The 11,042-nt window shown below is 30.0% G+C and carries 12 protein-coding genes; 2 read left to right on the top strand and 10 right to left on the bottom strand.

Features of this window, described 5'->3' with window-relative positions:
- Positions 1 to 392: 392 nt before the first annotated feature.
- The 3 genes from IGI88_RS18380 to IGI88_RS18370 form a co-directional block, all read right to left on the bottom strand.
- Positions 393 to 626 (bottom strand): hypothetical protein, encoded by a 234-nt coding sequence (locus IGI88_RS18380; RefSeq protein ID WP_429969556.1) that lies wholly within the window; start codon positions 624 to 626, stop codon positions 393 to 395.
- A 123-nt stretch (positions 627 to 749) separates the two neighbouring features.
- On the bottom strand, positions 750 to 1,391 hold the full coding sequence (locus IGI88_RS18375; RefSeq protein WP_429969555.1) for a DUF421 domain-containing protein: 642 nt from the start codon (positions 1,389 to 1,391) through the stop codon (positions 750 to 752).
- Between the two features lie 11 nt (positions 1,392 to 1,402).
- Positions 1,403 to 1,846, bottom strand: coding sequence for a DUF3290 domain-containing protein (locus tag IGI88_RS18370; RefSeq protein WP_429969554.1), 444 nt, complete (start codon positions 1,844 to 1,846; stop codon positions 1,403 to 1,405).
- 211 nt (positions 1,847 to 2,057) lie between these two features.
- On the opposite strand from IGI88_RS18370, the gene IGI88_RS18365 reads away from it, so the two are divergent.
- A complete protein-coding gene (locus tag IGI88_RS18365) occupies positions 2,058 to 2,675 on the top strand; it encodes a hypothetical protein (protein WP_429969553.1) in 618 nt (205 codons plus the stop codon).
- 35 nt (positions 2,676 to 2,710) lie between these two features.
- Here IGI88_RS18365 and IGI88_RS18360 read toward each other — a convergent pair whose 3' ends face one another.
- The 5 genes from IGI88_RS18360 to IGI88_RS18340 form a co-directional block, all read right to left on the bottom strand.
- Complete coding sequence (locus IGI88_RS18360; RefSeq protein WP_429969552.1) at positions 2,711 to 3,142, bottom strand: hypothetical protein; 432 nt, start codon at positions 3,140 to 3,142, stop codon at positions 2,711 to 2,713.
- A 247-nt stretch (positions 3,143 to 3,389) separates the two neighbouring features.
- Positions 3,390 to 4,406, bottom strand: coding sequence for a DUF916 and DUF3324 domain-containing protein (locus IGI88_RS18355; protein WP_429969551.1), 1,017 nt, complete (start codon positions 4,404 to 4,406; stop codon positions 3,390 to 3,392).
- Between the two features lie 43 nt (positions 4,407 to 4,449).
- On the bottom strand, positions 4,450 to 4,986 hold the full coding sequence (locus IGI88_RS18350; protein ID WP_429969550.1) for a WxL domain-containing protein: 537 nt from the start codon (positions 4,984 to 4,986) through the stop codon (positions 4,450 to 4,452).
- A complete protein-coding gene (locus IGI88_RS18345) occupies positions 4,973 to 5,311 on the bottom strand; it encodes an LPXTG cell wall anchor domain-containing protein (RefSeq protein WP_429969549.1) in 339 nt (112 codons plus the stop codon). Before IGI88_RS18345 ends, IGI88_RS18350 begins: the two co-directional genes overlap by 14 nt.
- Position 5,312: 1 nt before the next feature.
- Entirely contained in the window at positions 5,313 to 8,018 is a 2,706-nt protein-coding gene (locus IGI88_RS18340) for a lectin-like domain-containing protein (RefSeq protein WP_429969548.1), read from the bottom strand.
- 294 nt (positions 8,019 to 8,312) lie between these two features.
- On the opposite strand from IGI88_RS18340, the gene IGI88_RS18335 reads away from it, so the two are divergent.
- The gene (locus IGI88_RS18335; RefSeq protein WP_429969547.1) at positions 8,313 to 8,882 is read left to right on the top strand and encodes a recombinase family protein; all 570 of its coding nucleotides are present in this window, start codon (positions 8,313 to 8,315) and stop codon (positions 8,880 to 8,882) included.
- A gap of 3 nt (positions 8,883 to 8,885) precedes the next feature.
- Here the strand turns inward: IGI88_RS18335 and IGI88_RS18330 are convergent, their stop codons facing one another.
- Both IGI88_RS18330 and IGI88_RS18325 read right to left on the bottom strand, forming a co-directional pair.
- Positions 8,886 to 10,382 carry a helix-turn-helix domain-containing protein gene (locus tag IGI88_RS18330; RefSeq protein ID WP_429969546.1) on the bottom strand — a complete coding sequence of 499 codons (1,497 nt, stop codon included), beginning with the start codon at positions 10,380 to 10,382 and terminating at the stop codon, positions 8,886 to 8,888.
- 116 nt (positions 10,383 to 10,498) lie between these two features.
- Entirely contained in the window at positions 10,499 to 10,918 is a 420-nt protein-coding gene (locus IGI88_RS18325; protein ID WP_429969545.1) for an ArsC/Spx/MgsR family protein, read from the bottom strand.
- Positions 10,919 to 11,042 lie beyond the last annotated feature (124 nt).

Here is an 11,042-nt window from a genome sequence, read left to right as displayed (position 1 = left end):
ATTTCTCAATAAACATTTTAGAGAAATACATTATTTCAATTTTCCATTTATTATTTTATTATTTTTTTAGAACTACACATATTAGCCTAAAATTTAATAAAAGAAAATTACCTTGCTAAAGTAATTAAACACTTTCGAAAAAAAATAAAGCTTAAAAGAGATGAACTCTTCTAAGTTTTATTTTTTACATATGACTTAGCTATTGTAAAAATAAACATTGCTGACACGGCAAAACTCTCCCTCTTAAGTTGTACTTAATTGAATCTCCTAGCCTGAAAAAAATTTTCTTCTAAAAAACCTATTTGAAATATTACTTTCCCAATTTTTTCGAAATTAATAATTTAAATATTTAGTGAAAGCCATTCCTTCATCAAATTATTTCTTAGATAATTTCATAAATCTTTTAAGAAAATTATTGTTTGAACTCCATCACAGCTTTGGGTATATTTAATTCCAAGCATTTTATTTCTTTTTACTTCAATCATTATTTTTAACATTTCATTCCATATTTTTTTATTGTGCTTATCTGAAGCATAAACATCATCAAATTCTAAACCTAAATTCATCAATGCCAAGTCCTTTAGCATAAGTTCTTTTTTCGCTTGCTTTTTCAATACATTAATCATTCAATCACCTCATAATAATCATTCGATTTAGAAAATGATAACATGAAAAGTGATATTTTTTTCTCAATATTAATCTAATAATTGCTAATTAGGGAGAAAAAAAGACGGTATAAAAACCGTCTTTTAAGATTTATTCTCATAACCAAATAAATTTAATTTCCCTGATAAATACTCCCCTAAATATATATCATTAATACGATTAAAACCTTGTTTTGCAACTTCTTCTTGAAGCCATTCATCATCTTTTTTTATCAACTCTAATACGTCTAGATTCGCTTGACCATCCACAATGATTGGGTATCTAATATTCTCATCACCAAATTCAATTAGGGTTAATTGACCATTTTGCTCCAAAACTGCTCTTTTAATGTTTTCTACTTCGTAAATACCATTCGCTCTGAGCTTAAACATTAATTCGTTAGCAGAAATTCCATTCCTCAAGCATACATTAACATTTACTTTCCCATTCTGAATCAATGTAATCGGACGACCATCTACAATCACTTTAATGTAGCGATTGTGCTCTTTAGCGAATTTGACTACTAAAACTAGCAATGTCCAAATAATCAAAACTAATACAAATTGCAGAACGGTAATAGAATCATTGTATATAACACCCCCAATGATTCCACCTAATACATAATTTTGGACTTGGTCCATTGCTGATGATGGAGCTAAATTTCCTTTTCCCAACAAATTAATTTGAAGAATCAAGCAAAGTATGCCTAAAGCAAATTTTATAATAATAGGACTATAGAGTTGCATATTCAACCTCCTTATTTTGTATAGACAGTATTATCATTAATTAGATATGTTTCAGTAAGAGTATAAGAATTTTGGTCACTACTCAAACTTACCTTGTAAAATTTATCATTCAATTTAACAATAATCCCGTCAGAGAACTGAGTAGCATTAACATATATTTCATCTGTATCTATGTTTTCTTGCTTGGCAAGTCCTTTAATAAAGCTAACCATCTGAGATGACTGGGAATGTTTCGTCTGATTCGTTTCATAATCCGAATATTGAACTCCTAAAGCAAACATTAGTATTAAAAAGAAAATGATACTTAAATCTCTATATTTCGTATTTATCCTATGTCTAAGGTACAATGAAAAAACCAAAATCAAAAGGATTAAAGAACTAAAAATAAGAAAGTATTTAATATAATCATTCAAATTCGATTGATTTTCCAAAAATTTTATTCCATAAAAATTCATACAAATCTCCTCTACTAAATTATTTTTACATTGTGATAAGTATAAATGATTCTAAAAAAGATGGTCAAGGAAAAAACTGCTCACCTTACTTAATAAGTAACTTATAACAATATCTTCATTTTTATCCCGAGAAGACAAATTCTTTCCTTTTTTAGATAAATTCATACCTATTAAATTTGATATTCTTGTCAAAAAGAATAGGCGGTCATTTATGAAAAGATTTACTACTAATGAACTTAATTGTATGCTTCATTTCTTCAAAACAAACCTACCCGATGAAAAAAGATATGAACCTCTAATTGATTTACTTTATTACTCAATCAATTTAGAATATCGCTCCTTATCAATAGAGAATCTAGGGGTAATTTACTCTATCGAAAAAGCCTTCCATGACAATATCGAAGGCTTTAGCGAAATAGCTCAAGAGAGTTTCTTCCATGAATATGGACACCTTTATGAAGCTCTTCTAAGACATTTTAGGTTTGAATCAATTCATATATTTGACCATGATGTTGAACATATCTTTTACAGAAAGTTTTATTCTTCTTATAAAATTGCGTATACTTGTAAACGAAAACCAATAATAAATGTAAAACACTCCAGCTATTCTTTGTTTTCAAAAAGATTTGCAACTGATGATGACTTAAGAATGGTTGCACTAGGTGGATTTAAACAAGATTTTGTAAGGGCATCAAAAACAACTGGAAATATATTAAAATCTTTTGGGTTAACTGATAAATTTGAAGTTATAGATAACTCGGATGCATCCTATATTCTCTTTCAAGAACAAAAAGGCAAAACAAAATACATGTTTATTAATCAATCGTAACGAATCTAATAGCAAGCATGTTTAAAATTCTTAGATTAAAAGATATCGCTTCTTTTTAACCAAACATCTCCTAAACAATCTATTTTCAATGGAATTTTTGGATACATGTTTTGTATTTCAGCAAAAACTTCTTCTGTAGCAATATCAAAATCAGCTATGAATATTTTATATTCTTTTCTATTATTTTCAACAATTTCGACAGCATATTCCACACCATCTATCCAAGAACTTTCTATAAATCCTTTTTCAAATCTGTTAGTAAAAGAATGTTTAAAAATGGTACAATCGAATTTTTCTATGATTTTTAGTTTTTCGTCACATATTTTTAAAGAATTGCATATATATGTTCTTACATCCTTGGTTTTATCATTTTCAGTAAATACACAGCTTCTCCAGAAATTGTTGCTTTTAGTAAAGTGAATTGAATATAGTTTTGCTTCAAGCATAATTTTATCTAAACAAGTCAATACTTATCGCTCCTTATAATCATTTGTAAAATGATTTAATCCTACTTTAAAAATACACGATTTTATCTTGTTTTTTTATCTTTAATTGGCAATTAATTTCATATGAGGAATAAAAAACCTTTTAAATCAATATTTACCGTAACGTTAACATTCTAAAATGTAATTCAGTAAATATTTAGAATACTAATTAAAAAGAAGGCTATTTATGCCTTCTTTTTTACTATATTAAACTTGATTGACGGCTGAACTACATAGACGTATTGTTTTTCATTTTTCTAATTTTAATTACAAGGTAAACACAAATTATTAGCAAAAGTAAGAATAAACCAATTCCAACTACAAGATAGTAATTTATGGAGTTTTTCTTTTCATCCACTGAAGTCGTGTTAAATTCCTTTGCTTGTTCTGCCTCTATCTCAAAATCTTTTGTAAATGCCCATTCATGTCCTTCTTCACCGCTTAATTTAATAGTATACGTGTAGGAACCCGCTTCAAATTGGTCATCCCATTGAGACATAAGGTTAAATTTTGAATTCGGAGCGATTGAAAGTTGCTCTCTTGTTTGTTCTATAATTGGTTCATTGTTCCCACTTCTACTTATTGATATTTCAGCTGTAACTCTTTTAATGAGGGTGGGTGTAATATTCCTAAGTTCGATAGTAACATTATTTCTATAGTTTTCTTGAGATATACTCACTTCACCAGCCTTTAGTTCAGGCTCTATAACCTCATCAGATTCCGTCAACACAATCGCTAAAGTTCTTGTAATCAAGTTGCTTATACCTTCACTATCCTCTTCTACAACAGGCTCAACAGTAATGCCTCCTAATAGAATCCCCTCGAATGATTCCTCAGGTACTTTCAACTCGAAGCTAACGTCTTTCTGACTATTAGCTTCCACTTCTATTTGGGCATTTTCTAAGCTAATAATATCTTTTAAAGATATTTTCATAGAATCGTCCTTCTCAAAATCTGTAATAGAATAATCGACAATTCCATTTTGATTTGTCGTAGCCGTATTAATAATCACATTATACTTTTGTGTCTCAGAAGAACTGTTTTTGATAGTAATTGCCAAAGTTTGGTTCTCATTGGGTGTCACAATTAAATCAAAGTAGCTGTTATTATCTTCTCTTTGATTGGAAGGCAATACAGGGGAAATTGAAAAGTCGTTGCTATCTGCTAAAACTATCTGATTTTCCATAAAAATCATTCCGCATATCGTGAATACTGCTGCTAAAAATATTTTCAATAATTTATTCATAGTAACTCCTCTAAAGTAAAAGCCCCAATAAAGGGGCTAAAAATTATCTTGATTCTGGAGTAGATGCTAAGTTCCATACGATTGTTGTTGAATAAGTGTTAGCTTTCGTTTTTGCTGGAATATTTAAAACAGGAATAAAACTAAACTCAGTATCGAATTCTGTTAAGCCAATTGTTTCATCTGCAGCAATTAGAATAGTTTGGTCTTGTGAATTTATCTCATTACTACCAAAATCTACACTATAACCATTACTAATTTGAGTTTCTTCCATGCTGAAAGTCATCCCATCAAAACTATTATCGTTTAATCTTGCTTTCAACGTCCAACCAACATCACTAGAGCCACGTAAGTCCTCAATTGATACTTTTGTAGTTGATGCTTTTGCGGTTAGGTCTCCCCCACTAATTTTTTGTGAGCCAAAATCAATATCACCAACACTTATGATTTTTAAGTCGCCTGCAGTTACAGCTACTTGAGCATTAGTTGTTGCTGAGTCATCTGCATGTGCAGTTTGTGCTAAAACTAATCCTCCGATTGTCGAAATTCCTAGTGTTAATACTAATGTACTAATTTTTTTCATTATATTGTTCTCCATTTCTTTTTTTATTATATAAAATTCCTACTATTGCAATTATAAAAAGTATAATTCCTACAATTGAATAGAACGGATTGATACCTTCATTTGTCTGTGGCAATTTATTGTGATTTTCTTTGTCCTTCAACTGAGTATTACTAGTCTGAGTTTCTTGCTCTGTATCAGAAGTACTCGATTCAATAGAAGAATCTTGGATTATTGTTACAGTAACTTTACTCTCTTTCTCATCTGCATTCACTGCTGTAAAGGTACTAATACCAAGTATTATAGATAGTACTAGCAAAACTATCCTCATTTTTGAATTTCTCATTTTAGGGTCCCTCCACTAAATTCCAAGTAATAGTGGTAGAATAGCTTTGATTAAATAAATTATTTTTGGAAGGAACATTTAGAAGAATACCTGAGTTACTTTTCCACAAGGCCGATATTTCTACTTGTAAAGGCTCAGAGACATTTGTTTGCTTTGTTTGAGTATAGACTTGCACAGCAGACCTGCTCAAATAAGAATCGTTTCCTTGTTCATCACGATAAACTAAGTAGGGTGCTATCCCATCATCAGTAGAGACCTGTGCTGTTAGCGTCCAATTTCCTTGAACGTTTTCGCCCCTGCTATCGTTGACAATAAGACCTAAATCACCTGAACTTTCTCGTTCAATAATTTGGTCAGACTGGGATTTTTGGAAATCTTTGAAATTCATTATTTGAGGAACTGCCAATGTTAAACTACCTTCCTTAACATTTACTTCTACATCATATTCATATTGAACAGTTCCCCCTGTAGTTAAAGTTTCTTCTACAATGACTTTCCCTTCTTGTTGACCTGATTCATTAGTTTTAGGATATTCTGAAAATCCTTTAATACTTATATTAGAATAACTTTGTAAATCAATTAATTCCGACACGTGTTCATCCAAGTACTCCTCAGAAGAAAAGATGGGGACATCAACTGAATTCGTTGTTAATTGATTAATGTGTAATAAAGAATAGCCATTCGGCGTTAATTCATAAAAGGCTTTATAATATCCTTCAGTTTCTTTAACTAGTTGTTCACTTCTTGATATCCAAGTATTTTCTCCGAAATAATTATTTTCAAAATTATTATCTTTAAATACCGCTACAGACACAACATTCCCATATTTTAAAGAATCATTAACATTTTCCTTGAGTATAGAATTAAACCATACCATCTGGTCTAGTGCATCCGGAGAAGTTTCATCCCATCCTAAATCCATATCAGATTCGTTTAAGTTCTGACTATAGATTTGAAAATATGCTCTGTTCTCCGAATCGTTTGATGGTGATAAACCGTCACCTTTGTTTGCAACTAAAAAAGGTGAACCCTCTTTATCTAGCAACGAAATTGAAGCAATTACATCAGCCAAAACTGCATCTTTAGCTACAAGCGTATTTCCCCACAAAACATTGACAGGAACATCAATTTCAACTGCTTTATTGGTATCATTTACTGCAGTAACAAGTACTTTTTTAGTATAATTACCTACTTGATTCAAGTCCAAAAAGTTATCTAGAAGCTGAACTTTATACTGATTTGATTCTAAAATACTTCCTGCTAACTCTACACTTTTAATAAAATCTTTCAAATCAACAGAGTTTATATCAGTTCCAACATAGTAAGTAGGATTATTAGCTTCGGCTGACATAATGGGACTGGTAACCTCGAGCACTGTATTGGCACTCGCACTAGTTTGGTCACCTGTAGCCCAACTGTTAAGGACTATATTTTCTTTAGAAGTTTTAGGTTTAATTTTTAAAGTAATTATCTCTGAATCAGAAATAGTCTGTGTTGTTTCAAATTGCAAATATTTTTTATCATTGTCAACTATGGGGTCACTTATAGTTACCCCATTTTTCATTGCCGAACCTTCAATATATTCAAACTCTTCTAGGTCTGACAAGTCTAAAGTAGTATAGACATTTGTCCAATCCGATTCACCTGACAGTTTTTTGTTCTCAATGCTAATTTCAATTTCTTGATTTTGTTCAACTGTATCTAAATTTGTTGATACAACTTGTTCAACTTGGGGAGACGTTGGCATTCTGGTGATTGCAATTAAATTGTTTGCTGCATTAGCTCCAGTAGAAGCTGTAAATCCCCAATATACGTTACGACCAGGGGTTCTATAGTTAACATTTGCCACATTATTTGTGAGTCCTAATGATACGTTATGCTCACCATAAGCTAAGGAATTACCTGAGATGGTTTGTAAATCATAACTTATTTTCCCTTCAATTATTCCTAAAGAACCTACTGATGACTCCCAACTAATTTTAATTTTTTTCCAGCTTCCGTCACTTAACGAAGTATATGGAGTAACATTACTTGCATTGTTATCACCTAAAAACTGTACACCATAATGAAATGACGAGTCCCAAGCTCCCCATGTATCATTAGGATTAGCGATAAGATTTTTTTTGCCAATTTCATCCGTATTCGTTATAGCAATATGGTCATAAAAACTATCAATACTTTGTAAGCTACTTCCATTTACATATAGTTTAGAATCAAGACCATCGCCATTATAATAAGTATCAAGTTCCACAGTTATACCCGGAACATCTTTTTTTGGATTGCTTTTGTCAGTGTTATAAATTCCTAGGGCTGAACCATCATTTCCCAAATAGCTATTTCCTAAAGAATTATCAATCAACGAAAATGTTATCCCGTCTGCTGCATTCCCCAACTGAGTCTCTTTTCCCATGTATATAAAAGCTTCAAAAGTAAAATCATATCGCAAGTCTATTGTGTTTTTCGACCATATCGATGATAACTGACTTGTGCCATTAGTCATTTGCAAAACACTATTATTACTTCCAGTAATAATTGCATTTCCATTTGGGCTAGAGAAATAGTTTTCTAATGGGACTCCCACTCCGGGAGGATTAGGTACTTCAGTTCCAAGAAGATTATCATCAGCTTGGGTAGTATTTGTGAAACCAACAATACTTAAACTAGATATCAAAATTAAAACTATTTTCTTAAACAATTCTTTATACAAATATTCAACCTCTTTCATACTCTACTATTTGATACAGTGTGAATTAAACAAATGTTTACTTTACACTAAAAAAATAACAAAAAAAAACAACACATTTGCTTGAGCTTCAGTGTTTTAAATTCTATAATACCTATTAAATAATATGTAAATCAAACATTTGATTTTATGACACTTCTCAACCGCTTAGAGTAGAATAACATAATATGAATTCTATTTTTATCATTTTTTTGACAGATACAACCATTTAAAAATAATTTTCATATATAATAATTTATAAACATGAAGGAGATATTAATGAAAACTATAGGATATGCGAGAGTAAGTACAATTCATCAGCAATTAGATTCCCAATTAATCGCACTAAAGAAATTCGGGTGTACAAAGATTTATACTGAATTTGAAAGTGGTAGAAATATTCAAAGAAGAGAACTTAAACGTGCATTAAATTCTTTGGAAACAGGTGATACATTTGTGATTTTTAAACTCGACAGACTTTCTAGAGGGACAAAACACTTACTTAATTTGATGGAAGACTTTAGTGAGCGTGAGATAAATTTTATAAGTATTCAAAATAATATTGATACAAGCACCTCAATGGGTAAGTTTTTCTTTACCATAATGAGTGCATTCGCTGAGATGGAAGCAGAATTAATACGAGAGCGAGTAATTTCAGGATTAGAAGCAGCTAAAGCAAATGGTAAGGTTTTGGGAAGACCTAGTGAAAATAAATTTATTGAAGAAGTAATTTCCGATTATATAAACACAAAAATTTCTATAGTAGAAATAGCTAAAAAATATAATATATCTCGTCCAACAGTATACAAATACCTTAAACAAAGAAATATTCCACTTAGAAGCAAATAAATTTTAATTTGTTCCGATTATTTTAAGATTGGTATCTATAAACTTAGTTAAACTAAGCCACGATTCTTGGTCATAAATATCACGAAAGTAAAAGAATTTGCTATTTGTTTGGATATGAGTATCAGCTACTACTACATCCGCTTCTGAATAGTCCTCTACTATTTTCAAAATTTTATTATTATAATTAAGTTTTAATTCATTCTCCAAAATGACCTTATACTCTGGTCTATTTTGTATTTCAATATATATGTTCAAAGCTGAATCTTTGCTAAGTTTTATATAGCTTAATAAAAGTTGCTTAAAGCTTTGACATATATATGGGAAAGATGCTTCCTCTTTATATTCTTTTAAATGTTTTTCAATCAGGTTTTGGACATTTTTCTCTATATTTTTAAATTTGATAGGTGAGTCATTTAGTGTCAAAAATTTGAAAACACCTAAATAATGAATAACAACAAGTCTATTACATAATGAATACAGTAGAGAATAGTATAGGTCTTTTTCGAAATTGTAACTCTTCATCAAATCCTCAAGTAGCTTTATACATGGATTTACAATCGAGTTTTTTTTATTATCAAATAATTCTTTTCCGATACAAATCTTCTCTTGTTTCGTTCTTAGCTCTTGAGAAAAGTAGTTCAAAATAAAAGCTAATCGAACAATTTCATTTTGAAGATAGTCTGCATTTCCTAGTTTTCTCTGGTGCTGATTATTTATATAAGTAGAAATTTCTCTTTCTTTATTCATGATTCTTCCAATATCTCTTAAAGAATCAGGTAATGCTTGAATTCTATTGCCGCCCTTTATAGCTATTTCATGTATAGCTATCATTATATATACTCTTTTTATATTTGATGGTGAAAGATAATCAGTTCTCTCTGATTTAACGGCAGAATTAATAAGATTTATTTGTTTTTCATCGATAGTTCGAAATTTCCAAGTATTTTCAGTTAGAGCAATATTCATAAGAAAATAATGTAACATTCTAATAGTACCTTCATCGCCTTCGATAATGTATTTAGATTCAATTCCTTTCGAAATCTTAATACCCAAATTTATCATTTCGAAAAACTTATTAATTTTTTTCATCAATTTGTATACGTAAGATTCACTATATGATAAAAAATTGGTTAAACTAATTAATGAGAATTTTCTTCTCTCCAAAACATAAAGTAAGCTGTTGTACAGTCCTGAGGTTTGAAGATACTTTTCTTGCAAGAAATATTTCAGATTAATATATTCATCATCATTAATGGGGCTCGAAAAGAATAGTTTTTCTTTATTTGATAATATCTGCAGGGTAATATTCTTTTCAACATTAAATTCTTCTATATCCAGCGTTAGGCTTTCTACAGCTCGTCTGACTCCTCTTTTGGAATCTCCTAACCTTTCTTCAATTTCTGAATAATGTATTTCTCTTGAATAAAGTTCATAAAAAATAACTAGCTTCTGAAACTGTGTTTTTGTAAATAGTAAAGACAAAATCTCATCTGATATCATTAGCATCATCCTTTCCATTAAAATATAGCACATAGCCGATTTTTGAATAAAAATATTCAATTTTTATTTTTTAAAAATTTATTTGTTGAACAAATTTATAAACAAAAAAAAGGCTCCTAAGCCTCTATTCCGGTTTTATTCTTGAGTAGGTTTTCTAAGTCATTTTTTCTTTTAGTTCTTGGTATGAATATCCCCATTTCTGAAATTTGAAAACCAACGACCATCTTTTTGTCATCAATTATAATAGGCGTTCTTATAATATTTGGATAGCCAATTATTGTCAGAATAAGCTTATTTGTAGATAAATCCTCAAGATTAATCATCTCTCCGTTTATTTTTGAAATCTTTTTATTTCTTTTCACAATATCTTCAAACCCATTGTCGCTAATTTTTAACATATGCTGAATTTCTGAATACTTTAATGGATTGGCTTTAGATATTCTTCTTTCTTTAAAAGGTATATTGTTTTTATTAAGCCAATCTATTACCTCAGCACAAGCTTTGCTACTTGTAACAGTGTAAAGAATATTATTCATCTATCTTCCTCAAGTCATTTTTTACTCACATAATAGAATATTATATCACGTGAAATTAAAAAATAAATATATATACACCAAACGAGAACGAAAACACTATCATAAAATAACCGTTTTTTACCTT

The organism is Enterococcus sp. AZ179, from assembly GCF_050498885.1.
Classification (GTDB): Bacteria; Bacillota; Bacilli; order Lactobacillales; family Enterococcaceae; genus Enterococcus_D; species Enterococcus_D entomosocium.
This window is presented reverse-complemented; position numbering and strand designations above follow the sequence as displayed.

Excerpts from the sequence above, each read along its gene's own strand:
- IGI88_RS18380 (WP_429969556.1), bottom strand. The coding sequence starts at position 626 with ATGATTAATGTATTGAAAAAGCAAGCGAAAAAAGAACTTATGCTAAAG.
- IGI88_RS18330 (WP_429969546.1), bottom strand. The coding sequence starts at position 10,382 with ATGATATCAGATGAGATTTTGTCTTTACTATTTACAAAAACACAGTTT.
- IGI88_RS18345 (WP_429969549.1), bottom strand. The coding sequence starts at position 5,311 with ATGAGAAATTCAAAAATGAGGATAGTTTTGCTAGTACTATCTATAATA.
- IGI88_RS18365 (WP_429969553.1), top strand. The coding sequence starts at position 2,058 with ATGAAAAGATTTACTACTAATGAACTTAATTGTATGCTTCATTTCTTC.
- IGI88_RS18335 (WP_429969547.1), top strand. The coding sequence starts at position 8,313 with ATGAAAACTATAGGATATGCGAGAGTAAGTACAATTCATCAGCAATTA.
- IGI88_RS18355 (WP_429969551.1), bottom strand. The coding sequence starts at position 4,406 with ATGAATAAATTATTGAAAATATTTTTAGCAGCAGTATTCACGATATGC.
- IGI88_RS18375 (WP_429969555.1), bottom strand. The coding sequence starts at position 1,391 with ATGCAACTCTATAGTCCTATTATTATAAAATTTGCTTTAGGCATACTT.
- IGI88_RS18350 (WP_429969550.1), bottom strand. The coding sequence starts at position 4,986 with ATGAAAAAAATTAGTACATTAGTATTAACACTAGGAATTTCGACAATC.
- IGI88_RS18370 (WP_429969554.1), bottom strand. The coding sequence starts at position 1,846 with ATGAATTTTTATGGAATAAAATTTTTGGAAAATCAATCGAATTTGAAT.
- IGI88_RS18325 (WP_429969545.1), bottom strand. The coding sequence starts at position 10,918 with ATGAATAATATTCTTTACACTGTTACAAGTAGCAAAGCTTGTGCTGAG.